General features: G+C 67.1%; 21 protein-coding genes. 13 read left to right on the top strand and 8 right to left on the bottom strand.

Annotated elements, in window-relative coordinates; genetic code table 11:
- Positions 1–189: 189 nt before the first annotated feature.
- Complete coding sequence (locus HKK74_RS07115) at positions 190–513, top strand: tetratricopeptide repeat protein (protein WP_187242256.1); 324 nt, start codon at positions 190–192, stop codon at positions 511–513.
- 898 nt (positions 514–1,411) lie between these two features.
- Positions 1,412–1,804 carry an HIT family protein gene (locus HKK74_RS07110; protein WP_222721953.1) on the top strand — a complete coding sequence of 131 codons (393 nt, stop codon included), beginning with the start codon at positions 1,412–1,414 and terminating at the stop codon, positions 1,802–1,804.
- Between the two features lie 6 nt (positions 1,805–1,810).
- Here HKK74_RS07110 and HKK74_RS07105 read toward each other — a convergent pair whose 3' ends face one another.
- Positions 1,811–2,470: a class I SAM-dependent methyltransferase gene (locus HKK74_RS07105; protein WP_187242254.1), complete on the bottom strand. Its 660-nt coding sequence runs from the start codon at positions 2,468–2,470 to the stop codon at positions 1,811–1,813.
- Complete coding sequence (locus tag HKK74_RS07100) at positions 2,463–3,194, bottom strand: hypothetical protein (RefSeq protein WP_187242253.1); 732 nt, start codon at positions 3,192–3,194, stop codon at positions 2,463–2,465. Before HKK74_RS07100 ends, HKK74_RS07105 begins: the two co-directional genes overlap by 8 nt.
- 185 nt (positions 3,195–3,379) lie before the next feature.
- Here HKK74_RS07100 and HKK74_RS07095 point away from each other — a divergent pair, with 185 nt between their 5' ends.
- The 4 genes from HKK74_RS07095 (at position 3,380) to HKK74_RS07080 (ending at position 8,198) form a co-directional block, all read left to right on the top strand.
- Positions 3,380–4,057 (top strand): HIT domain-containing protein, encoded by a 678-nt coding sequence (locus HKK74_RS07095; RefSeq protein WP_187242252.1) that lies wholly within the window; start codon positions 3,380–3,382, stop codon positions 4,055–4,057.
- 31 nt (positions 4,058–4,088) lie between these two features.
- A complete protein-coding gene (gene thiL / locus HKK74_RS07090; protein ID WP_187242251.1) occupies positions 4,089–5,165 on the top strand; it encodes a thiamine-phosphate kinase in 1,077 nt (358 codons plus the stop codon).
- Between the two features lie 729 nt (positions 5,166–5,894).
- Complete coding sequence (locus tag HKK74_RS07085; RefSeq protein WP_486303392.1) at positions 5,895–7,415, top strand: tetratricopeptide repeat protein; 1,521 nt, start codon at positions 5,895–5,897, stop codon at positions 7,413–7,415.
- Between the two features lie 147 nt (positions 7,416–7,562).
- Positions 7,563–8,198 carry a hypothetical protein gene (locus tag HKK74_RS07080; RefSeq protein WP_187242249.1) on the top strand — a complete coding sequence of 212 codons (636 nt, stop codon included), beginning with the start codon at positions 7,563–7,565 and terminating at the stop codon, positions 8,196–8,198.
- Between the two features lie 83 nt (positions 8,199–8,281).
- Here HKK74_RS07080 and HKK74_RS07075 read toward each other — a convergent pair whose 3' ends face one another.
- The gene (locus tag HKK74_RS07075; RefSeq protein WP_222721952.1) at positions 8,282–9,820 is read right to left on the bottom strand and encodes a N,N-dimethylformamidase beta subunit family domain-containing protein; all 1,539 of its coding nucleotides are present in this window, start codon (positions 9,818–9,820) and stop codon (positions 8,282–8,284) included.
- A gap of 212 nt (positions 9,821–10,032) precedes the next feature.
- On the opposite strand from HKK74_RS07075, the gene HKK74_RS40725 reads away from it, so the two are divergent.
- From HKK74_RS40725 to HKK74_RS07065, 3 genes are read left to right on the top strand one after another with little or no spacing between them, the layout of a single operon-like run.
- Entirely contained in the window at positions 10,033–10,155 is a 123-nt protein-coding gene (locus tag HKK74_RS40725) for a hypothetical protein (protein ID WP_281397693.1), read from the top strand.
- Positions 10,155–11,147 (top strand): aldo/keto reductase, encoded by a 993-nt coding sequence (locus HKK74_RS07070; protein ID WP_187242318.1) that lies wholly within the window; start codon positions 10,155–10,157, stop codon positions 11,145–11,147. The genes HKK74_RS40725 and HKK74_RS07070 overlap by 1 nt, the downstream gene beginning before the upstream one ends.
- A gap of 32 nt (positions 11,148–11,179) precedes the next feature.
- Entirely contained in the window at positions 11,180–11,332 is a 153-nt protein-coding gene (locus tag HKK74_RS07065; protein WP_187242248.1) for a hypothetical protein, read from the top strand.
- Positions 11,333–11,387: 55 nt separating this feature from the next.
- On the opposite strand, the gene HKK74_RS07060 is transcribed toward HKK74_RS07065, so the two are convergent.
- Entirely contained in the window at positions 11,388–11,960 is a 573-nt protein-coding gene (locus tag HKK74_RS07060) for a DinB family protein (RefSeq protein ID WP_187242247.1), read from the bottom strand.
- Positions 11,961–12,164: 204 nt separating this feature from the next.
- Between HKK74_RS07060 and nadD the strand changes: the two genes are divergently transcribed.
- Entirely contained in the window at positions 12,165–12,746 is a 582-nt protein-coding gene (gene nadD / locus HKK74_RS07055) for a nicotinate-nucleotide adenylyltransferase (RefSeq protein ID WP_246491275.1), read from the top strand.
- Here nadD and HKK74_RS07050 read toward each other — a convergent pair.
- Positions 12,734–13,558: an SIR2 family protein gene (locus tag HKK74_RS07050; protein ID WP_187242246.1), complete on the bottom strand. Its 825-nt coding sequence runs from the start codon at positions 13,556–13,558 to the stop codon at positions 12,734–12,736. The two genes, nadD and HKK74_RS07050, sit on opposite strands and share 13 nt — an antisense overlap.
- A complete protein-coding gene (locus HKK74_RS07045) occupies positions 13,555–17,088 on the bottom strand; it encodes an ADP-ribosylglycohydrolase family protein (RefSeq protein ID WP_187242245.1) in 3,534 nt (1,177 codons plus the stop codon). The genes HKK74_RS07050 and HKK74_RS07045 overlap by 4 nt, the downstream gene beginning before the upstream one ends.
- A gap of 145 nt (positions 17,089–17,233) precedes the next feature.
- On the opposite strand from HKK74_RS07045, the gene HKK74_RS07040 reads away from it, so the two are divergent.
- On the top strand, positions 17,234–18,262 hold the full coding sequence (locus HKK74_RS07040) for a glycosyltransferase family protein (protein WP_187242244.1): 1,029 nt from the start codon (positions 17,234–17,236) through the stop codon (positions 18,260–18,262).
- A gap of 192 nt (positions 18,263–18,454) precedes the next feature.
- Positions 18,455–19,690 (top strand): epoxide hydrolase family protein, encoded by a 1,236-nt coding sequence (locus tag HKK74_RS07035; RefSeq protein WP_187242243.1) that lies wholly within the window; start codon positions 18,455–18,457, stop codon positions 19,688–19,690.
- Between the two features lie 223 nt (positions 19,691–19,913).
- Here HKK74_RS07035 and HKK74_RS07030 read toward each other — a convergent pair whose 3' ends face one another.
- Positions 19,914–21,230 carry a glycoside hydrolase family 16 protein gene (locus HKK74_RS07030; RefSeq protein ID WP_187242242.1) on the bottom strand — a complete coding sequence of 439 codons (1,317 nt, stop codon included), beginning with the start codon at positions 21,228–21,230 and terminating at the stop codon, positions 19,914–19,916.
- Positions 21,231–21,584: 354 nt separating this feature from the next.
- Entirely contained in the window at positions 21,585–22,298 is a 714-nt protein-coding gene (locus HKK74_RS07025) for a DUF998 domain-containing protein (RefSeq protein ID WP_187242241.1), read from the bottom strand.
- A gap of 52 nt (positions 22,299–22,350) precedes the next feature.
- Here HKK74_RS07025 and HKK74_RS07020 point away from each other — a divergent pair, with 52 nt between their 5' ends.
- On the top strand, positions 22,351–22,923 hold the full coding sequence (locus tag HKK74_RS07020) for a PadR family transcriptional regulator (protein ID WP_187242240.1): 573 nt from the start codon (positions 22,351–22,353) through the stop codon (positions 22,921–22,923).
- Positions 22,924–23,015 lie beyond the last annotated feature (92 nt).

The following is a 23,015-nucleotide window of genomic DNA, read 5'->3' as shown; positions in this document are numbered from 1 at the left end:
CCGGAACACGCCGCCGCCCTGCGTGCCGCGGGCCTGCTCGACACCCCACCGGAACGGCCGCAGCGTGCGGCACACCGAACCGGGCCTCGCCGGGGGGAGCGGCCGCGGGCGGACAACGAAATAGTTTTAGATTCAATTACGTTCTCGGTGACGACGGAGCCCGAAGGGATGGGCCGAGAGGAGTGACGGATGCGGACCACCACGCTTGCTGAGGAGTACCGGCGCGGAACGTTGTTCTTCGAGCTCGAGGACTACACCAACGCGGCTCGGATTCTGTCCGAGGTCCTCGCCGAGGACCCCGGCAACCTGTCGGTACGACTGCTTCTCGCCCGCTCGTACTACCACTCCGCCCAGCTGCGCAGGGCCGAGGGCGAGCTGCGGCGGGTTCTGGAGCGGGACCCGGCCGAGGCGTACGCTCACCTGCTGCTCGGCCGTACGCTGCAGCGGCAGAACCGGCCGGACGACGCCGCACCGCATTTGCGGATGCACGGCGTCATGACAGGCGAATCCTGAGCCGGCAGCCAGGGCTCTTCAGTCGCGCGGCCCGTCCGGTGCGGTGCCGATGACGGGCACCGCACCGGCGGCCTCGGCCGGCAGCGGGCTCACCTCATCGGCGCAGCGCAAAGGTCACCGTCGTTGACAGCCCGCCGCAGGTGAACGGAGGCTGAGGACAGTGCGGCCATGAGCATGTGCGGAACTGTTCGGCATGGAGCTTTGGTGTGATGGTCGAGGGCGCCCCCGGAGGCGGTGGACGAGCTGCGGCGCTCTGTTCGAGGTGCGAACGCTGGCCCAGCGTCTCGTCGTAGCCATGTGAGTCATCGGCCGTCGGCAATGGCCGGGCAGTTCAGCCGTCGGCAGGCCGATCGATCCAGGCGTCATGACGAGCGCATACCTCCTGTCATGCCGGCATCACTGCCGATTAATTACAATGAGTCACCACAATCTTGCAGACCGGTCTTTTGGCCGCTTAGTCAGCCGAGTGCAGATTCATTTCTGCATCAGACCGTTTTTAGGAGAATCATTTCGCCAATCAGAGGTCCCTGGGTGGTAGGCCGTGATTAGCCTGCTGAGCTGCGGCAAGTGCCATGCCGCTGGTGAGGTGCGCAACCGGGCACTCATGGCGAGCTCATGCTCGCCTCCAAGTCTCTCCGCAGGAGGTCGGTTACCCTCCAGAGGAGTGATGCAATCCACTCCGTACCCACGGCCACATCGGGCAGACTACGGGCACGGCCCATCCGCATCTCTTGAGGAGATCCGACCCATGTCCGGTGCAGGTACGAGACCAGGCCAGCGAAACCGGAACAAGACACTCGTACTACTCAAGCATCTACAGGGCCTCGTGAGGAGAATCTACCCTAAGCGTTTTGGGGTAGTCGCGACATCCCACCAAACCGACCAGGTAGACCCTCAGGTGGATGACTGTATCTTTTGCCGCCGCCATGATCCGGCGCTTAACACGATCGTGTGCGAGAACACCACTTTCTTTGCAAGATATGACAACTATCCATCTGCACCTGGCCACGTAGAGATAGTTTCTAAAAGGCATACTGAGTCCTTTTTTGACCTCACCGACCCGGAACTCCTTGATGCTTACGCGCTAATTCTGGAAGCACGAAAGGTATTGATCGAGGAGTATGATCCGCCGCATGGGTACACGATCGGCGTGAACGAGGGGCGTGCTGCGGGACGTAGTGTCGACCACCTCCATATCCATCTGATTCCGAGATATTTCGGTGATGTCAAGGATGCAAGAGGGGGCATCCGCAAGGCGACACCCAACTGGGATCCGGACAGTTGGAGATAGGCTCGGCTATTTTTCGCCGATTGCGACGAACCAATCCTTCCGACCTGTGTTTCGGATTCGTATGTGGCGAAAGCCGATCCGCTTCATCTGGGAAGTGAAATCTCCGGGATCGACAAGTGTGAACCAGCGGCGTCCTGCCAAGGTGCCACCCACTCTCCAGCCCTCACCCGCTCCGGCGCGCATGCTGATGGCGGCGACCCCTCCTGGCGCCAGCGTCCGGAAGATCTCGGACAGAGCGCTCACGATCGCTGTCGAAGGTAGGTGCAAGAGGCTACCTGAAGCCCAAACCCCGCCAAATCGATTGGCCGGAAAGGGAAGTTCGAGCATGTCAAGACGAACAAAATGCAGATCGCGAGCTTGACCGGACGACCGTGACCGTGCGCACTGCAGCATGGACATCCCGAAGTCTGCGGCCACGATCTGTCGGCCAAGATCCGCCAGCAGCCGGCTGTCTCGGCCGCCGCCACAACCTAGGTCTAGCACCGGAAGCCCTAGCGGTAGCATTTTCTCAAATGCCAATGCTTCGTCTCTGAGTCCTGGAAACTTGGCATAGTCGTCGGTGACGTCCGCGTATTCAACCGCCATCGCATCATATGTACCGCAGGTCGCAATCGTGATCGCCTTCGGATCCGCAGGACCATTGTGGACCTGGCCCGACTCAAACATTCTCGAATCCATCCTGGCTGATCATCGTGCAGAGGGTGTTGAGTTCGTGCCACATCCGGTGGCAGTTCAGGTCATCATATCCATGCGCTGCATCGAAGCTGATGCAGCCGACGAAGCTTGAGCGGGCGTTTCTGATCGGGCTGGCAAAAACCGCGCCCCGATGGCTAAATCGGTTGAAATCTTCCCAGGAAAGGCCCATGACGGCCTGAAGGCCATGCTCCTGCCGGTATGTCTCGAAACTTTGCTGATCTGTTAATAGGGTAACGAGCTGCTCGACGTTCTTGCTCACTTCCTGATTGAGCTGCCAGCACAGCCCGACGACCCCTACACCACGTGTCGGCCGCATCGTTCGGGTCGCCGGGGTGGAACCGAGCCGGTAGGTTGCGACCCTGCGGAGCTCGCCTTGCACCGGATGCTTCAGCGTGTGCTTCTTCTTCCAGATGTGCAGGCCCGGGTCACTGATGGGAACCGATCGGTTCGCTGCCGTGCCCAGCGAAAGAAGCTGACCGAATGCCGTGAGGATCTGCCTTCTCATCGTGACCCGCTGGGCGAGCATACCCCTACGGGAGTAGGCCTCAAAGGGGCTGAGGATTCCAAACACCCCGGCCAGGATGGTGAGACCTATAAGCAAGAATGCCCGGCCTCCGCCGAGGGAATCCCAAAACGATTTGGACGGAAGTTCATACTGTTTGCTCGCCAGTGCGACAGTGGCCAGCAGGATCACACTCCGATCCATGCTCCGGGCCACGGCCAAATGCATCACCCAGACTCCAATCTCAGGGCTTACCGATTAGCCCAGGGTGTGCTTCAATGTATCTCACATGTCGGGCGGCGGTAAATACATTGAATCTGACGTTACGGCCCACCCGTAAATGGTAGGCATGTCGCTCCGGAATTGGCTGGTACTCGATGTCCGAATCACGAGTTGGCTCTTGTGCTGGCGCGGACCTCTGCCAAGAGCTGTCCGGCGCGGCCGATACTGACTTCACGCGCACGTATCAGGGAGATCCCGACAGCAGAGTCATCTGCCGTAGTGACAACCTCACGTTGCTGGCTGACATGTCACCTCTGGTGGTCGGCCATCTGCTACTGGCTTCAAACGATCATTATCTCAGCTTCGGAGAGGTGGTCCGCGATCACGTGGAAGAGGTCGAGGGCCTGCTAAGTGAGATATTTGACCAGTATGCGGCGACGTTCAGCGAGCCGGTGATCATGGAACACGGGTCATCGCAGGTTATGGAGGGTTCAGGGTGCATTACGCACGCTCATATGCACGTTCTCCCCTTGCGACTGGACGGCGTGCACAGGGTGATGACTCGGGATGGCCTGATCGCCTCGGAGTTGGCTGATCTAAGGGAATTAAAAGATCTAGGGGACCGTGGACTGCCGTATTTCTATTGTAGAGACAGGATGAGACATCGGGTGTATGGTGTAGCGCGCAAGATGCGCCGACAGTATTTGAGATCGGTGGCCGGTCGGTTACTCGGGATCGCCGACCCGGAGTGGGATTACGCTGTTGTAGTCCGTAAAGAACTCCTTAGAATCACCCTCAATCGGACGGCAGACTGGCGCATCCTTCCGTACTAAGAAAATCCGTGGCAGAGAGGCGAATTCCGACATGTCAACGACGAGTCCGGCCTCCGACGAACCCACCCGGCTCGCCAACATCATCAGCACGATGTTCGCCGGCCAGGCCGGCCGGTCACACCGCCTTTCCAACGGTGAAACCGTGCAACTGCTGGTCGGTGCCGACGCACAAGACGACTGCGCGGTGTTCCGCATGGACGGTTCCCAAGAGATAGTCCTGGGATCCGACTATGTCCGGGGATCCAAGTTCATCCTCTACGAACTCGGCTACCTCGATGACTATGACGTGGGCTACTACCTGGCGATGGCGAACTTCAGCGACATCGCCGCGATGGGCGCCCAGCCCATCGCTCTGCTGTCAGTCATCCGATATCCGAAGACGATGCCTGACGAACAGTTCGCCCAGGTATTGCGTGGCATCAACGATGCCTGTGAGTTGGTTGGCGCGCCAAATGTGGGTGGCGACATCGGCACGGCCGAACGCCTGATTCTCTCGGCCTCGGCGATGGGTGTCGTCGAGTCCGGAGGTTCACTTCTGCGCAGCGGAGCCCGTCCAGGTGACCGGCTGTGCGTCACGGGGCCGACGGGGATCGCGGCGGCGGCACAGAAGTACTTCACCAAGCCGCACATCGCTGACGGTGCGATATCTGCGGCCGCCGAGAAGGTCCTTCTCAACTCCTGGAGGAGGCCACAGGCACTGGTCGGTCAGGGACGGTGCCTGAGCACCAGCGGACTGGCGACAAGCTGCCAAGACTCCTCTGACGGGCTCAAGGCGGGAATTGAATCGATCGCGGCCCGCAGCGGCGTCGGGTTCATTGTAGAGGAGAAAGCACTGCCGGTCTTGGACGTGGTGAGGGAGGTCGCCGAACTGAGCAATATCGAAGTGACGTCCCTCATCCTCGGCGACTCGGTGGATTTTCAGTTGATATTCACCGTGCCCGAGGAATATCTGGAAGAGCTCAAGAAGATTTTTGAGGGCCACGGGTACACGTTCCACGACATCGGGTTCGCCACGGAATTGCCGGATATCGTGCTGCGTAGTAGCGACGGGGCGACGCGAGAGCTGCCAGGCGCCGCCTGGCGACACGCCAACCCTGATCTTCCGTAAGGCCGTTCCCGGGGCCGAGGATCGGGACGCTGTCCTGCCCGCACCAGGAGTCAACGAGCAGCAATCTGGCTGCGGCGTCGCCTGCCTTGAACATGACTCCCTTAGATCCATCCAACGATGTTGTAACTCGTCACCCTAACCATCGATTGTGCCCGGCACGAAATGTCATAAACTACACAAACCCTTGACTGGCCTGTGTTGCCAGGCGAATCTCAAAGTACTCAACGCCTGCACGAACACCACCAAGGAGGCAGTCATGGCGCTACGGTTCATTGGCATAGACCCTGACACCGCAGGGGGCAACTGTCCTTCGGTATGGGTTGACGAGGCCACCGGGGACTTCATTGTCCAGGGATGGGAGGTCACTGACGGTGCCACTTTGGCCGAAGTTGAGGCGGAAAGTCCCATAGCGGGACACGAGAAGGTCGTCAGGCTTCCAGCGCGTATGCGAGCGATCCTCCAGGAGGCATGTAGTGGCGGAGCAACCGGTCTTAGATGAGACGTTCGCCAGGTGTACGGAGTCAGCCGTACACCTGGAGATGCGAGACGGATGCCCAGGCCGCGCTTTTCCGGTCTCTTCTCGATGGGAAACGCATGCTCGTGCTCATCGACAATGCGTCCTCGTCGGCGCAGGTCCGTCAGTTGCTGCCGGCGTCGCCCCAGTGCTGTGTCGTAGTGACAAGCCGAAGTGCGCTCCCGGGTTTGGTCGCGAGGGAAGGAGCAGTACGCGTGACGCTGGACACGCTGTCGCCCGAGGAGTCCGTTCGGCTCCTGTCGGAAGCGGTAGGGAGTGCCAGGATCGAAGCCAAGTCTTCCAGCGCTTTGCGAGTCGCCGAACTCTGTGGCCATCTGCCGCTCGCTCTCAGGGTCGTCGCCGAGCGTGCGGCCGGCCGGCCTCGGCTTTCGATGGCAGAGCTGGTTGAAGAGATCGTTGGTGAGCAGCACCGGCTCGATGCCCTCGCATCGGACGAAGACGAGCTGACTGACGTACGTGCGGTCTTCTCCTGGTCCTATCAGGCCTTGGATCCGGCCCTGCGGCAGGCATTCCGGCGGCTGGGACTGCATGCCGGCGGGGAGATCGGGATCGAAGCCGCCGCTGCCCTCATGGGGATCGGCGTCGCGGGCGCCAAGCGCAGGCTGCGCGCGCTGGCCGACGCGCATCTCCTGCAGGAGATCACGGTCAACCGGTTCCGGCTGCACGATCTGTTGAGGTCTTACTCAGTAGAGCGTGCCCTTGCGGATGAGACGCAGGAGGAACGGACGCAAGCCGTACGTCGTGTGTTGAGCTGGTACTTGCTCACTGCTGATGCCGCGAGACGCGCGTACCTGCCGTACTCGCCGGCCGTTCCGCTGGTCCCGGCGGGCCAGGTCGAGGTCACTGAGGCATTCGCGGACGGGCCCGAGGCGATGCGATGGTTCGAAACGGAACGGCTGAATCTCCTTGCCGCACTTCGGCAAGCGATCGAACTGGGGCAGTACGACATCGGCTGGAAGCTGCCGATGGCCACGACGGGATTCTACGAGCTGCAGTCGCACGTCTCGGATTGGGAGAACAACCACCGGATCGGTCTGCAGTCAGCGCTTGCCTTGGGGGACCCATTGGGTGAGGCGACCAACCGGGTCATGCTGGGTGACGTTGCCTGGCGACTCGGTCGATGGGTGGAAGCGACGGATATGTACGAACACGTCGCACGTCTTGCCCACGATCTTTCGGTGGGATGGCTTGAGGGGTTCGCGCTGCGTGGACTTGGGCTGGTCCAAGAAGCGCAAGAGAACTTCGATGCGGCAGCTGAGCTCTTCGATTCGGCGCTGTCGGTGTTTCGATCGAGCGACTTCCGGCGAGGCGAGGGGATGTCGCTGCTCAGCCTTGGAAAGTGCGCTCGGTCAGTCGGCGACCTGTCAAGCGCCGTGGCCTACGGGGCGGAAGCCGTGGCGACCTTCGAGGACATCCAGGACACCTGGACCGTCGCGTGGGGCAAGGTCGCATTGGCCGAGAGCCTCACCGACCTCGGCCGCCGGGTTGAAGCGGTTGCACACCTTCGGTCGGCCGTAGAGGTGTTCAGGCGGTTCGGGGACCAGCGCAGCGAAACGCTGGGACTCCTGCCGCTGGGCGAACTGCTCCTGGAGTCCGGCGACGCGGACGGCGCACGGGACTGCTGGAGCAAGGCCGCAGACCTGCAGGAGGCTCTGCGCGATCCAACGGCTACGGAGACCCGGGCGAGGCTTGCGGGCCTGGAACCGCACGCGTGACATAGCCGCTCTCGTCACCCCGACTGCCGCACCGGTGCATGACCTACTCACCAGCTCGTAACGAACGGTTTGCCGTTACCAAGGTTCGATGGGAAGGTCTGATCGGCGGGGCGGATTGCCGGGTTGGTGCGGATTGGGGGCGGTCACATGTGGCCTGGGGCGAGCTCGCCCGGAGTACCGGCGGGTCCGCCGCCGCAGACGGCGGCGCCCATCCGGACGACGGCGCCCATCCGGCCGGCGGCGGGCTGGTATGTGCTTCCCGGTGCCCTGACCCTGGTCGCGGTGGTCGGGCTCGTGGTCTTCGTCATCCTCAACTTCGGCAGCCTGCGGGTCAGCGACGATCCCGAGGCGACGGGTTCCGCGGCGGCGGGAGCCCGGATCTATCTTGTCGAGGGCCATCGCTACTTCGTCTACGTCGAGGACTCCGCCGCCAAGCCCACGTCCTGCGGGGTCGCCGCGGCTGACGGGTCCGGGTCCGTTGCCCTTAAGAATTCCTGGAGCGCGCCGACGACCGAGTCCGTGGCCGGCCGGTCCTACCGATACACCGGGTCGTTCATGTCACCGGCTACCGGCACGGCCATCGTGAACTGCCAGGGCGTCGATGGCGAATTGATGGTGAAGCCCGACGGCACCGTGCTGGGCATGTTGGGCCTCCTCATGTTCGTCGCCGGTGGCCTGATGCTGCTGGCGTTCATCATCTTCCTGATCATCATTCTGCGGCGCAGCGGCGCCAAGCGAGCGGCGCTCGCCGCATCTCGTCCTTTCAAGGGGCCGTACGGCTGACCGCCCGCCAGCGCCATCCCCAGGGCTCCCCGAGGTTGCGGTAATGGGCCGTGCCATTCCAACTCACCGGTGCACAGCGCATCCTAGGACCCGACGCGCTCGGCGTTGTCACGCGCCGGATGCGCGAGCCCGAGCGGACCCGCCGCCATTCCGCGCAGCAGCGTTTCGGTCACCCGTTCGACGAAGTGCTTGGCCGAGTCGGTCACCCCGTGGCCGCATCTCCTCCCGCGCATCGCGCAGACCCACCGCATGGTGCCCGCCGCGAAGACCCCCGCTCCGCTCGGTACGGTGTAGTAGGCGGAGTCGGCATGGCTGTCGAGGTTCAGGCAGCGAACCGGGGAATGGGCAATGATCTCGATGGGCCGCGGGGTCTTCACCCGCAGATCGACCCGGTCGTACTCGGGCCCGACCATCCCGGGGAACCGCTGGCCCTTCCGCACCCTCGTACCGGCGAACAACCAGTGCCGCGGCCGGGTGACCACATAGGCGGCCTCGGCCGGATTGCACTCGTAGAAGACCCCGGTGAGATCGCTCTCGGGCCACGGCTTGGCCGCCAAACGCCAGTCGATGGTGACCTCGGCGGGACGCTTGGCGGCGATCGGGTCGTCCATCCCCTTGTAGCAGATCACCAGCCGGTCCTCGCCCAGTTTCGTGGCGTCGAACCGGATGTGCCGGTTGACCTCGTTGGCGCCGAGGAAGGCGATGTTCATCCCCGCGTCCCGCGCCCTGGTCGTCGCCTTGCGCATCTCCGTCGACCAGTACTCGTCGTGCCCCAGCACCGCCAGTCCGCGGGCCTGGTCGAGCAGTCCGGGCCGGGCGTGCAGGTCGTTGTCGGTGGTGTAGGCGAGCGGCAGCCCGAGCCGCTCGGCGAGTGCGATGGCCGGCTGCTCGTACGCCATGAACTTCACCGCGCCGTCCTTGTCGTACGGCCGGTCGAAGCTGACCGCGCGGGAGCGGCTCTCGTAACCGTACGGTCCCTCGTACAGACTGTGACCGCCCCACAGGTTGTACGCCTGCCAGGTGGTGGTCCCGTTCAAGATCGCGATCTTGCCGGCCAGGTCGCTGGAGCGCACGGTGATCGGCACGTAGCGCTGCGCTCCCGAGTCGGCCCGCAGCCGCAGCAGGTACGACCCGGCGGGCCAGTCCTGGGTCGGTACGGTCAGCGAAGGCTTCCACGGTGCCGTCACCGTGTTGGTCCGCCCCTCGACCCTGGCCGGAGCCTGCTCGATCCCGGGCCGGCGCGGTGCGGCCCAGACCCGGCGGGCCAGGGCACCGCCGTACCAGCCCATCCGGAACGCCTCCACCGTGAAGCCCTTGGTGGTCGTCGACACGAACAGCCGGAACGACTCGCCGGGAAGCACGCTCACGTGGTCGGCGAAGCCCTCGATCTCGTGCTCCGAACCGACCTTGCGGACCCGCCAGTCGGGCGTTCCCGGCCTGGCGTTCTCGACCTCGACCTCGGTCGCGGACCGGGCGGGCGTACTCGACGTCGTCACCGCGGGCGGCACCCGGCGTACGGGAGACCCGTCGGCACGCGGACCGCCGCAGCCGACCAGTACGCCGCAGACCAGGAGAAGCGGGACGCAAGCGGCGGCCAACCGCCACCCCCGATGATCGACCATGAGGCCGCATTGTGCCGTACCGCCATGCCGGGGTACGGCAGCGACGCGGCGTCGCAGCCGCTCGGCTCCTTCTGTTGACCATCTCCTTTACTCTGCGACGTTCACCCGTCTCGTGGTGAACCTGGAAGTTCGTCGCGAGCGGATCGTCGCCCCGTCAGGGCTAGCCTTGCCACGGCCTCCCAGCGCCTGCCCGTTCCCCACAGACTGAACACATGACCTTCACCCCCAACGAGATCGAGTTCGACTCGGCGTGGATCCGCATCCGCCCGCGCCGGATCCTCGCGCGCGGGATCGACACCGGCTCCTTCGAACTGTCCGCAAGGGACGTGGCGTGATGCGCTACCGGCTGCTCGGCCCCACCGGCCTGCGCGTCTCGGAGCTGTTCCTGGGCGCCATGACCTTCGCCGGGCCGGACGAGGCCCGCAAGATGATCGATCTGTACGCCGACGCGGGCGGCAACGTCATCGACACCGCCTCCGCGTACGGCGACAGCGAAGAGGTCCTCGGCGGGCTGCTTCAGAACCGCCGGGATCGGTTCGTACTGGCCACCAAGTACGCGCTGTCCCGGGACGGCAAGGACCCGAACGCGGGCGGCAGCCACCGCAAGAACCTCACCCTCTCCCTGGAGGCCAGCCTGCGGCGGCTGCGCACCGACTACATCGATCTGTTGTGGGTGCACACTTGGGACGAGCACTCGCCCATCGAGGAGACCATGCGGGCGCTGGACGACGCCGTCCGCGCCGGGAAGGTCCTGTACGTGGGCGCGTCCAACCTTCCCGCGTGGCTCGTCTCCCGCGCGAACACCCTGGCCGAGTGGCGGGACTGGACCCCGTTCGCCGGTCTGCAGGTGCCGTACAGCCTGCTCAAGCGGGACATCGAGCGGGAACTGCTGCCCATGGCCGAGGCGTACGGAATGAGCGTGGCGACCTACGGGGCACTCGCCGGCGGCGTGCTCTCGGGCAAGTTCACCGGCACCGGCGAGGCCCCGACCGGTACCCGGGTCGACCCCGCGTCCCTCACTCCGCGCGACCATCGAGCGGCGCGGGCCGTACAGGAGCTCGCCGGGGAACTCGGCGTGACCGCGTCGCAGGTCGCCATCGCCTGGACCCGCGTCAGATCCCGCGCGGTGCACCCGATCATCGGCTCGCGCAACGCCGAGCAGCTCGCGGACAACCTGGCGACTCTGGACGTCACCCTGCCGGCAGAGGCCGTGGATCGCCTGGAGTCGGCGGTGACGTTCGACCCGGGCTACCCGACCGACATCAACACCGGCCCCCGCCCATGGCTGCTGGGCACCGCGGAGGCCAAGCTGGAGGGCCGCCGATAGGCGGGAAGCCGCGCGGACGGCACCCGATCGACGTGATCGTGCACCTCGGTAATGAGAAGATCGAGGTGGAAGTCGCGCTGAGCGACGCTGACCTGACCTTCCTCATGCGGGTGCTTTCGCCGGACGCGCTCTTCGATGACGGAGCTCGTGGTCGCCTCGACGGGGAGAACGAGCCGGGTCGATGACCGGTCTCAGCCGGTGCGGACACCGCGCCGCGGCGATGAGATGAGTTCGCGCGGTTCAGCCCATGGACTTCGCGCCGTCCAGGGATTCGCGGATGATGTCGGCGTGGCCGGCGTGCTGTGCGGTCTCGGCGATGATGTGCATGAGCGCCCGGCGCGCTGACCACTGTTCGTCGGGTTGGAACCAGGGGGCCTTCGGCAGCGGTTGTGCGGCGTTCAGGTCGGGCAGGGTGCCGACCAATTCGTCGGTCCGGCGGGCCACCTCGGCGTAGGCGTCCAGCACGCCGGCCAGCGTCTCATCTGCGAGCAGTCGGAACTGGTCGGCCCGCTGCGCGAAGTCGTCTTCGGTCATGGCGGAGAAGTCACCCATCGCCGACGGCCCATCCAGGATGAAGCCGACCCAGTTCCACTCGACGGCCGTGACGTGCTTGATCAGGCCGCCCAAGCACAGCTCACTCGCGGTGCTGCGCTGCCCGGCCTGCTCGTCGGTGAGACCGCGGGTCGTCAAGCGCAGGAAGTGCCGGTGCTTGGCCAGCATCGCCAGCAGGTCGGCGCGTTCACCGCCGACGGTCGATGTGTCGACCTGGCCGCTGGTCGCCAGGCCGCCTGTGTTCGGGTCGCTGCTGGACATGGTCCCCGCCTTTCGTGGTCACGAGTCGAGATCTCGTTCTCCGTCTAGGACCACGCTATGGGCCATAGCGGCCACTTTCTGACCTGAATAGAGCGAGGGGCCGTACAAGGCTGAAAGCGCCGCACTGGTCCTTCCCGACGTGGCCTGAGCCACCGGCAGGAGAAGCCCCCCGGATTTATCCGGGCGGAGGAGTCACACTCAGTCATGGGCGTACGGCTGGGGATTATGGGCGGGACTTTTGATCCCATCCACAACGTGCATTTGCTGAAGGCGAATAAGGTGGCCCGGTGTCTCGGCCTGGACGAGGTCGTCTTCGTACCCGCCGGACGACCCTGGCAGAAGGACATGGTCTCGCCCCCCGAACAACGACTCGCGATGACGACCATCGCGACTCGACCCCATCCGAGGTTCTCGGTGAGCCGGATCGAGATCGACCGCAGCGGGCCGACGTACACCGTCGACACCCTGCGGGAGCTCCGCCGGACACTGGGCTGGGAGGTCGAGCTCTTCTTCATCGCCGGCGCCGACGTACAGGCCCGCCTGCACACCTGGCGGGACGCCGAGATCCTCACCGACTTCGCGCACTTCGTGTTCTGCTCCCGGCCGGGCTACGTGCTGCGTGACGACGGGCGGCTCACCGAGCGCGTCACCCTGCTCCAGATCCCCCACGGGGAGATCTCCTCGACGCTGATCCGGCGGCGGGTCGCGGCGGGCGAGCCGATCCGTCATCTGGTGCCGGGTCCGGTCGCCTCCTACATCGAGGAGCACGGGCTCTACCGACGCTGATCGAGAAGGATCGCGGCCAGCGCGGTCAAACCCGCGTCCGAGCTCGTCACCGAGGCGATGGACGGCTTGCGGATCTCGAAGATCCGCCGAGCGGCCCGGCTGGGCGGCCCGCACTGCAGCCAGCGGACCCGTCGGCCGGTGGTCCTGCACAGGGCATCGCACAGGGGCAGGTCCCAGCTCGCCGACCATCCGCAGACCAGCAGGTCGAAGTCGGTGAACACCCGGTCGAGTAGCGTGTCGATGATCGGATGGTAGGTGTGCAGCGCCCGTGCGGTGTGCCGGATGCCGATGTCCCGGTAGTCACCGTGCAGCTTGACCAGAGCAGGCCCCTCGAGGGACACCCGGGCCATGGCGTCGAGGTCGAAGGCGACCGGGACGGCAGGGCCCACCTGGTTCAGCGCCCGCTCCAGCAGCCGGTCCAGGTTGGTGGTGAGGACCGGGCCAACGTGCCCCGCGGCCACCAGCTCCGCGATCGCCCGATGCGCCGGCGTCGGCGCCGGTCGCTCGTACAGTTCGCCCGGCAACACCTCCGATGACGACCGCTCGTACGGTTCGCCCGGCAACGCCTCCGACGACGCCGAACCGTCCCGCACCATGCCGAAGTAGTCCGGGAAGCCGCCGGTCGCGGTGAGATACCAGGCGACCGGGTCCGGGCCCGGATCCTCACCGCGCTCCCGCGCGGCGCGGCGGAGCAGTTCCTGGCCGGTCAGCACCCCCGCCGAGTCCGACACCCCCGCCCCGGCGAGCACCGCGATCGGCCGTGGGCCCGCCAGGATCTCCGCCGCCAGCTCGTCGATCCGTACGGTCCTCACCGCACGTACCGGCTCCGGCGCAGCTCGTGCAGGCGGGCGGCGAGGTCCGGGCGCTGGTTGAAGTCGACGAGGGGCAGCCAGTCGAGCTCGTCGACCTGGCCGGGGACGCGGGCGCCCAGGATGCCGCCGACCATGGCGGCGACGGTGTCGGTGTCGCCGCCGAGTGATACCGCCAGGGGGAGCGCGGCGGCGAGGTCGGGTGCGGTGCGCACGACGTGCACGATCGCGGCGACGGTCTCCGCGGCGTCGAGGGAGACGCCCGCAGCGGGCGGGCGCCACGAGCCGGCCAGGGCATCGCGTACGGCGGGCAGATCGGCGTGGTGCCGTGAAACCCACTCGACCTCGGACGCCGCCGCGGCGAGTACGGTCTCGACGCTGACGCCCTCGATGGCCCAGGACCCCATGGCGGTCACCACGCACGCGGCGCCGATGGCCTGCGGTGCCTGGTGGGTGCCGACCGCGAGGGTACGGGTCAGCTCGCGCCGCCGCTCGGGGTCGGTGGCCGGGGTCGCCCAGCCGACCGGCAGCATCCGCATCGCCGCGCCGTTGGTGGGCCGCTGCCCGGGGTCGGGCTCCGGCAGAGAGCCGGTCTCGCGGAAGTGCTCGATCGCCCGGCCGGTGGTCGGCCCGATGCCCCTGATCTCGTCGGCGGCGTCGGCGAGCCGGCCCATGAACTGCTCCGCCGTCGGATCGCCGCCGGTGTCGGCGAGCAGCTCGGCGACCAGCAGCACCTGCGCGGTGTCGTCGGACGTCGCGCCGCGCGGCCAGCCCCACCTCGCGGCGGGCAGGGCGGGGATCTCGGCGGGATCGATCGCGCCCGGTTCGCTGCCCTCCCAAGGGACGCCGAGCGCGTCTCCGGCCGCGAACGCGAGCATCGCGGCGGCGATCCGCTCGGCGGCCGGGATCCGGATCTCGGGGCAGCGCGCGTAGAGACTGCCGAAGCTCTCCGACTCGATCTCCGTCCGGGCCCGGTCGGCCAGCTCCAGCCAGCCCGCGTCATCGCCGCGGGCCCGGTGCACCCTGGCCTGCGTGACCCACGCGTGCGTCACGTCGTACGGGATCATCGCCCGTTCGAAGCCGGCCAGCGCCTCGCCGGCCAGCCGGTCGGCGTCGTCGAACCGGCCCGCGAGCGTCGCGGCCTCGGCCCGCCCTCGGGTGATCTTCGCCAGCAGCAACTCTTCGCCCAGGTCCCATGCGATGGCCCCGGACTCCAGGAACCGCTCTTCGGCCTCCGCGTGGTCGTTCATCTGCAGAGCGGCCAGCCCGAGCCCGTTGAGCGCGTGCGCCACCCCCCGTACGTCGGAGATCTCGCGCCGGATGCGCAACGCCTCGGCCTGCCCGTGCCGGGCGTCTAGCGGCCGGTCCTCGGCCTCGGCCACCACCGCCTCTTCCACCCGGAGCCCGGCCTCGGCCGCTCGATCCCGATCGGCCTCCGGAATCGAGTCGAGCCGCTGGTTCGCGAGGGTCAGCTGCTCCTTGGCCGCGTCGATCGCTCCGCGGAAGAACTCGATGGAGGCGAGCTTGGCGTGCCATCGGACGGCGTCGTTGGCGTCGCCCTCGGGGCCGATGATCACCAGGCCCTCCTCGCAGAGCCGTCGGCCCTCGTCGAACCGGCCGAGGAAGAGCATCAGCTCCGCGGACATCAACAGGAACGGGAGTCGCTCCGGTCCGGGCCGGCTGGCCGCCAGGGCCTGGGCCGCCAGGCCCTCGGCCGCGTCGAAGTCCCCTCGTACGAACGCCAGATCCGCTCGGAGCAGCAGGCTGTGCGGTGCGGTGGTGGGCAGCCCGTCCAGCCGCTGCTCGGCCTCGTCCCACCGGCCGAGCGCGATCTCGGCACGGGCGACCTGGTAGGCGCACGCCTGCGCCACCGACTCCGACGGCATCTCCAGCTCGCCCAGGACGCTGAGCAACGACCTGCACATGTCGAACCTGCTGATCGCCAGAGCCCGGTCCATCTCCCGCAGCCACAATTCCACTCCGCCCGCGGGATCGAGCCGCGCGCGATGATAAATGTGATCTACCCGGCCGGTGAAATCGTCGTGGGGCACTGTCGAATAGTAGTCGGCCAGCACCTCGTGGGCCTGCCGGACCGCGTCCGGCGCGATGTTCTCGATCGCCCGGCGCAGCAACTGATGGATGGCGAATCGCTCGTCACCGGTTTGCGGCGTGACGAACGAGAATCCGACCAGCCGACGGAATATCGCCTGGCTGACCGGAAAATCCAAGTGCGTGCCGAGGTAGACGAATGTCTCGTGGTCGAAGGATCGCGCGGCGGAGACCGCGGCGATCGCCTCCTCCAGCTCGGCGTTGACCCGGGAGAGCAACCGGGCGACCAGCATCCGCTCCCGGCCCCGCAGTTCGGCGTTGTCGAGGAAGTCGCCCGGGGCGAGTGGTGTGCCCCGCTCTCCGGCCGAGAGCGCCACGTCGGTGGACAGTCCGAGCAGCAGTGGATGGACCAGCCCTGGCTCGACGGTCGAATAGTCGATCAGCGCGTCCTGCAGTTCCCCCTCGGCGACGCCCGCCTCGGTGAGGTACAGGTGGGCGAAATGGTCGGGCAGCGCGCCCAGCGCCGTGATGCTGATGTACTGCTCGGGGATCGGATCGGTGAGCGCTCTCGGCCAGTCCGGTGCCACCCGCCCGGCCACCACCGGCAGTACGCCGTCGGCCAGCGGCAGGTTGCCCAGCAGCGACCGGATCCAGCGTGGGCCGCCGACGCCCGTGAACCGCGCCCGTTCGCCCTCACCCGCGACCGCCTCGTAGGTGTCGAACAGCAGCACGATCCGGCTGGGCCGGCGCCGCCCGCTCGTCAGCGCCTCGTGCAGGTCCGCGCCGAACAGCCGGGGCAGGATCTCCAGCAGGTCGGGCTCCGGTGGCAGGGAGAGCACCTCTTCGACCACGTCACGAGGCACCCGCTGGCGCAGCCGTTTCTGTTCCAGCAGGTTGTCGAGGCGCCCGTTCATCCACCTGAACAGGGCCGTGCCCAGCTGCACCGCCGGAACCTGCAGGAACGCGTCCGCGATCCCGACCGCCGACGTCAGCTCCGATCGGGGAAAGAGCTCCGCGATCAGCGCCTTGACGTCCGCGCCGGACCGGTGCAGATAGGTGATGGCCGCGAAATCGAAGCGCGGAGTGTTGACGCCGTGCGCGGCGAGCTGCCGCTTGAGCATGAACAGCGCGCTCAGCGGCTCCTGTGGCCGGTTCGCTCCCGAGGGCTGCGCGCCGAAGTCGAGGAAGGCGACTGGGACCTTGACCGCGTCAGGCGCCCGCCCGAGCGCGTCGACGAAATATTCGTCCGGATACTGCTGGAGTTCCTGCCATTGTTCGGCGGGCATCCGAAAGGCGCAACGGTTCTGGAAGGTACGGAGGAGAGCGGACTTTCCATTGCCCCCTACGCCGACATAGGCGAGGATCGTCTGCCGCGGTGGATCCGTGTTCAATTCGGTGGCGAAGTCGCGGCACGGAGTGTGCCGATCGACGAACAGGCGGGCCCCCGCCGGCCGATGCCTGCTCAGGTCGTCAAAGATCGACATATGGCGATTCCCTCGGCTCGCTCAGATGAGTTTAAATGACCCTATTCTCCTTTGGGGGCGTCATTTGAGGATTCTTTTTGTACAGACGTATCGCCATCGAGGCGAGGCCGGGCGCGCGGGAGCGAGCGACGCCCTCGGGTTCGGCGTGACCTGTTCCGACGCGCTGGTCGCCGGATTGCGCGCCGTACGGGTGGGGGTCGACGTGGTCGGTTCGGACGCCGGACCGCAGACGGCCTGGGTCGGGCAGGTCCTGGAGCGGGTCGAGCGGGCGGTCACCTCGGCCCGCTACGACGCGGTGCTGGCCTTTCACGCCTTCTGGCCGTTCACCGCCGATCTGCGACGGGTCCTCGACGACTCGGTGCCGCGTCCGCTGGTGACGTACACACATGGCAGTCACTGGGATGAGAGCGACCTGTTCCGGTTCGAGCGGTATCCGGGCCTGCGGTGGGCCGACCTGGGCAACCTGCTGGCCGCGGACCGGGTGCTGGTGGTGAGCCGGTACCTGCGCGACGTGCTCGTACGGAATGTGCACGCGGTCAGCGCGGCCGCGGGCGCCGAACTCGACCGACGGGTACGGGTGGTCGGACTCCCACTGGACCTGCCGCGCATCGACGCGGCCCGGCGGCCCCCGGAGCCGGATCGCCCGACCACCGTCTTCAACCACGCGCCGATCGCGGCGAAACGGCCGGGTGCGTTCCTCGACGTCACCGCGGAACTGCTGACGAGGACCACCGGACGCGTCGTACTGACCAGGCATTTCCCGAGGGGATCGCCATGGGCGGCACGCGTGCGGGAGTTGTCCGACGCCTTTCCCGGCCGGGTGATCCAGGGCGACGACCTGCCCACCGACGAGTACTACCAGGCGTTGTGGCGCGGCCATATGCAGGTGAGCACCGCGGTGCACGAGAGTCTCGGCGTCGCGACCCTCGAGGCGATGGTCACCGGCAACCACTGCCTGCTCCCGAGGATCGGCGCCTATCCAGAGGTCGCGGCCGGCGATCCGGCCGTACTGTACGACGACCTCAACGACCTCCTCGCCCGGCTGGTCGCGGGCCCGCAGGCCGAGGTCGTGGCCCGCCACGACGCCCGGATCCGGGCCCGGTACGCACCCGAGACGGTCGCGGCGGCGGTGCGCGACGTCCTCGCCGAGGTGGTCAAGACCGTGCGTGGGTGAGGGCGTGGGCGGGTGGGTAGCGCAGTGCCCGGCGCGGTGCGCAACCCGACCAGGTCGACGGTGCCCGCACGGGAACCCGTGCCGGAGGTGGAGGACCATGGACAGCATGTCGTTGTCGGTGACGCCGGCGCTGCCGAACAACCACTAACCGGCCGACGGCACCGCTCGCTCCACCCAGTTAGGAACCGCGCCATGACCACCCCGCACGCCTTCCCCCTGGAGCCCACCCCGATCCATGTGTCCGACGAGGTCCTCGATGACCTGCGCGTTCGTCTCACATTGACCCGTCCGCCGCTGGATGAGGGGAATGGGGACTGGTACTACGGCGTCCCGGACAGCTATCTCCGTGAGCTGGTCGCCTACTGGCGGGACGGCTACGACTGGCGCAAGGCCGAGGCCGCCATCAACGCCTACGAGCACTACCAGGTGAGCGTCGCCGGTGTCCCGGTGCACTTCATGCGCAAGCCCGGCCGCGGCCCCCGCCCGATCCCGTTGATCCTCACCCACGGCTGGCCGTGGACGTTCTGGCACTGGTCGAAGGTGATCGGCCCGCTCGCCGACCCGGCCGCGTTCGGCGGTGACCCCGCCGACGCGTTCGACGTCATCGTGCCGTCCCTGCCCGGCTTCGGTTTCCCCGGCCCGCTCACTGGCTTTTCGGACGTCAACTTCTGGAAGGTCTCCGACCTCTGGCACACCCTGATGACCGAGACCCTGGGATACGAGAAGTACGCCGCCGGGGGCTGCGACATCGGCGGGATCGTCTCCAGCCAGCTCGGCCACAAGTACGCCGACGAGCTGTACGGCATCCACATCGGCTCCGGGCTGCCGCTCGACTTCTTCACCGGCCCCCGCGCCTGGGACTTCGCCCGGAATCGGCCCCTCACCGACGACCAGCCCGCCGACGTCCGCGCCCGCATCATCGAGCTGGACCTCCGCTCGGCGTCCCACCTCGCCGTGCACATGCTCGACGGCGCCACCCTGGCCCACGGGCTGAGCGACTCACCCGCCGGACTGCTCGCCTGGCTGCTGGAGCGCTGGAACGCCTGGAGCGACAACGGCGGCGACGTCGAGTCCGTCTTCACCAAGGACGACCTGCTCACCCACGCCACGATCTACTGGGTGAACAACTCCATCGCCACGTCGATGCGTTACTACGCCAACGCCACCCGCTACCCCTGGGCCCCCGCCCACGACCGCACCCCGGTCGTGCAGGCCCCGGTCGGCCTCACCTTCGTCACGTACGAGAACCCGCCCGGCATCCACACCGCCAACCAGCGCGTCCGGGCGTTCAAGACCAGCCCGCAGGCCGATTGGTTCAACCACGTCAACGTCAACGCCCACGACCACGGCGGCCACTTCATCCCCTGGGAGAACCCCGACGCCTGGGTGAGCGACCTGCGCCGCACCTTCCACGGCCACAGGCCCTGAACGACCCTGACTTCGTGAAGTCGGTGGCCGGTACCTTCACCACATCATGCACCGGGCACTTTGAAGATCGACCCTGGCCGTCGACCGACGCCGGCAGGACCCGTCTGCCGCCGACTGACCGCTGTGCCGTACGCCGTCGCGTTTGCGGCACGGCGAGCCAGACTCTGATGGGACATCGGCGGCGCCCGGCAGGGACCTGTGAGCCGGGGCGCCGCCCGCGTCATCAGCTGGTGGAGAAGGTGAGCCAGTTGAGGTTGACGAAGTCGGCGGGTTGGCCGCTGTCGAAGGTGATGCAGACGGTGTGGGTGCCGGTGACGGGGGTGATGTTGGCGGGCACGGTTTGCCAGTTCTGCCAGCCGCCGGTGTTGGCGATGGCGAAGGAACCGATCGGCGGGGCGGTGGGGCTGCCCAGCCGTACCTGCACCAGGCCGCTCACCCCGCCCGGGGCGCCCGAGGCGACACGGGCCTTGAACTGGGTGGCGGCCGCGGTGCCGAACCGGACGCCGTCGTAGCGCAGCCAGTCGCCATTGGCGATGTGCGAGGCGTTCTGGCCGCCACCGGTGTCGGTGGTGGTCTCCAGCTGGATGCCGGACTGCGCCGAGTGGCTCTCGGCCTGGATGGTCGAGCGGGCGTCGAATCCGCCCGAGCCGGGGGGCGGCTCGGTTGTGTCGTCGCCGCTCTGCCAGACGGCGACGTAGTCCACGAGCATCGGACGGCCCGAGACCGTGTCGGCGGTGGGCGTGCCGTGCCCGGCCACGCCGTTGGGGAACGCGCCGCCCATCGCGACGTTGAGCAGCAGGAAGTAGCCGCCGTGCCCGGTCATGTTCGACCAGGTGGTGGCGTCCATCTGGCTCTGGCTGACGCTGTGGAACTGCTGACCGTCCACGTACCAGCGCAGCTGGTTCGGGGTGGCGCTGCGGTCCCACTCGAAGCCGTAAGTGTGCATGGCGGACTGGCATGAGCTGCCCGGGCAGGCCCGGCTGGCCCCTAGTCCGGTGGTCTCGTTGCAGGGCCCGCCGGGATTGACGCCGCAGTGCAGAACCCCCCAGACCGAGTTGATGCCGTTGACGTTCTCCATGACGTCGAACTCGCCGATCGCCGGCCAGTTCCAGTAGTTGCCTCGGTAGGGGGAGCCCAAAGCCCAGAACGCCGGCCAGTACCCGAGCGCCTGTGGTCCGGTGACATTGGGCATCTGGATCCGGCCTTCGATGCGCAGGATTCGGCCATCGGCCGGTTTGAAGTCGCCGCGGCGGGTCTCGATCCGGGACGAGGTCCATTCGCCCGACGCGCTCTTGATCGGGGTGATCCGCAGGTTGCCGCCGCCGTCGAGGCTGACGTTGGCGGGGTCGGCGGTGTAGCGCTGGATCTCGCCGGTACCCCAGTTGGCCGGGCCTCCGGGGTAGCCGTGGCCGGTGCTGAACAGCCAGTTGTCCGACGACGGGAGGGCGCCGGCCGATCCGTTGAAGTCGTCCGCCCACACCAGGCTCCAGCCGGTCGGGGTGGGGGGCAGCGACGCGTCGGCGGGCGATGGCACGGCCATGACGGCCGCGGCCGGGAGCGCGATGGCGACGGCCGCCGCGAGGACGGTCCTCCAACGGCGGGCGCGGGCGCGGGGGGAGCGGAGGACGCGGGCGCGAAGCGAGGATGCGCCAGTATCCGCCTTTGCGGATGCGGGGACTCGGTCGGCTGGATGGGAGGAATGCGGGGGTGGGAGGGGCATGGCGGGGCCTCCACGCAGCGGGATGACATCCGGCGCGCACCTGGTGATGGGCGGTTCCCGGATTTCGCTCAATGTCACCCTGGCGCGTCGGGCTGTCAAGGTCGCCCGCGAGGGGAGCGCAAACGGTGCAGGCCGAGACTCATCTCGACCCGCACCGAAAGACCGTCTGTCGGGTCACTGACCGTAGGTGGACACGCTTGTCTTGCGCCGCCGGAGGGCCAGCAGGCCCATGGCCACGTACCAGGCGTGGACCTCCAGCACTCCGGCGCGCTGGACGAGTCCGGCGATGCCGTGTTCGGCGCCGTCGGCGGTGGGCTGGAACGTCGCGAAGAACGCGATGAGCAGGGCCAGAGTGAGCGGGCCGCCGAGTAGCAGCCAGGTGCCGAATCGTCGCCAGCCGGGGATGCCGCGGAAGTAATGGCCGGCCACCGGAAAGGCGACCATCGGGGTGCCGAGGGCCAGGACGAACCCCAGCATGTGCGGCATGACCGCCTCGAGGTCGAACACGCCGCACACGATCTGACCGGCGCCGGTGCAGGCGAGCAACACCAGAGCGGTGCGGCGCAGGACCGGCCGCTCTGGACCGCCCGCGCTACGGAACACACCGGCCACCCCGACGATCAGGATGAGCCCGGTGACGACGAAGGCGGTGTTCATGTATCCGGCGGTGGCCCCCATGCCGAGCCCGCTGATCGGCTGGCTGACCGGCGAGTATTCGGTGAACGTGTGGTCGAACAGGGTGTAGCCGGTGCTGACGAAGCCGAGCACCAGCCAGGCGGCGGTGAACAGCATGGGGCCGGCCACGGCTCCGAGAGCGAGCCGGCCTGCTTGCGGTGCTGGACCTGTCGGGGCTTCCGGTGCGCGATGGCGCTGCAGGAGAGAAGTCATATTATGACTATACATATTATGACCATCTCTTGTCGACGGTTAAACTCGGCGGATGACCGCGCCACGCCGTTCCGTGCTCGCTGTCGCCGTGCTGTCGATGCTCGGCGAGGAATCCATGCACGCCTACCGCATGCAGCAGCTGATCAAGGAACGCCACATGGGCAACGTGGTCAACGTCAATCAGCGCAACAGCGTCTACCAGACCATCCAGCGACTTGTGCGCGACGGCCTCGCCGAGGTCGAGGCGACCGAACGGGCCGACAACCGCCCGGAGCGCACCACGTACCGGATCACCGCGACCGGCCGGGCGATGCTGGACGAGTGGTTGCGCACCATGCTGTCCACGCCTGCACCGGAGTACACCGAGTTCCCGGCTGCGCTGTCGTTCCTGCCAAATCTGGCCCCGCCGGAGGCGGTCGCCGCGCTGACCGCCCGGATCACCCGGCTCGAGGCCCAGATGGCCGCACTGGACGCGGAGATCGCCCAGGTCCGCAGCTTCCTGCCCCGGCTGTTCGCGATCGAGTCCGAGTACCAACAGCGGGTTACAGCGGCGGAACTCGGCTACGTCCGAGGCCTCGTGGAGGATCTGCGCACCGGCGAGATCACCTGGCCGTCCCCCGGCTGAAGCTTCGCGGGTGGCACCGCACGGTACCGAACACGTCGTCCCAGTCTGAGTAGAACATGTGGTCGGCGGCCGGCTGCCTCAGCCTGATCTTG

This window comes from Actinomadura alba, assembly GCF_014323705.1.
GTDB classification, from domain to species: Bacteria; Actinomycetota; Actinomycetes; order Streptosporangiales; family Streptosporangiaceae; genus Actinomadura_C; species Actinomadura_C alba.
The sequence above is the reverse complement of the archived record's forward strand: the minus strand, read 5'-3'. Positions and strand labels throughout refer to the sequence as shown.

What these genes read in the sequence shown, in the direction of transcription:
- HKK74_RS07045 (WP_187242245.1), bottom strand. Translation starts at nt 17,088, where the DNA reads ATGTCGATCTTTGACGACCTGAGCAGGCATCGGCCGGCGGGGGCCCGC.
- HKK74_RS07115 (WP_187242256.1), top strand. Translation starts at nt 190, where the DNA reads ATGCGGACCACCACGCTTGCTGAGGAGTACCGGCGCGGAACGTTGTTC.
- HKK74_RS07025 (WP_187242241.1), bottom strand. Translation starts at nt 22,298, where the DNA reads ATGACTTCTCTCCTGCAGCGCCATCGCGCACCGGAAGCCCCGACAGGT.
- HKK74_RS40725 (WP_281397693.1), top strand. Translation starts at nt 10,033, where the DNA reads ATGACCTTCACCCCCAACGAGATCGAGTTCGACTCGGCGTGGATCCGC.
- HKK74_RS07095 (WP_187242252.1), top strand. Translation starts at nt 3,380, where the DNA reads ATGTCCGAATCACGAGTTGGCTCTTGTGCTGGCGCGGACCTCTGCCAA.
- HKK74_RS07075 (WP_222721952.1), bottom strand. Translation starts at nt 9,820, where the DNA reads ATGGTCGATCATCGGGGGTGGCGGTTGGCCGCCGCTTGCGTCCCGCTT.
- HKK74_RS07030 (WP_187242242.1), bottom strand. Translation starts at nt 21,230, where the DNA reads ATGGCCGTGCCATCGCCCGCCGACGCGTCGCTGCCCCCCACCCCGACC.
- HKK74_RS07060 (WP_187242247.1), bottom strand. Translation starts at nt 11,960, where the DNA reads ATGTCCAGCAGCGACCCGAACACAGGCGGCCTGGCGACCAGCGGCCAG.
- nadD (WP_246491275.1), top strand. Translation starts at nt 12,165, where the DNA reads ATGGGCGTACGGCTGGGGATTATGGGCGGGACTTTTGATCCCATCCAC.
- HKK74_RS07035 (WP_187242243.1), top strand. Translation starts at nt 18,455, where the DNA reads ATGACCACCCCGCACGCCTTCCCCCTGGAGCCCACCCCGATCCATGTG.
- thiL (WP_187242251.1), top strand. Translation starts at nt 4,089, where the DNA reads ATGTCAACGACGAGTCCGGCCTCCGACGAACCCACCCGGCTCGCCAAC.
- HKK74_RS07020 (WP_187242240.1), top strand. Translation starts at nt 22,351, where the DNA reads ATGACCGCGCCACGCCGTTCCGTGCTCGCTGTCGCCGTGCTGTCGATG.
- HKK74_RS07105 (WP_187242254.1), bottom strand. Translation starts at nt 2,470, where the DNA reads ATGTTTGAGTCGGGCCAGGTCCACAATGGTCCTGCGGATCCGAAGGCG.
- HKK74_RS07070 (WP_187242318.1), top strand. Translation starts at nt 10,155, where the DNA reads ATGCGCTACCGGCTGCTCGGCCCCACCGGCCTGCGCGTCTCGGAGCTG.
- HKK74_RS07080 (WP_187242249.1), top strand. Translation starts at nt 7,563, where the DNA reads ATGTGGCCTGGGGCGAGCTCGCCCGGAGTACCGGCGGGTCCGCCGCCG.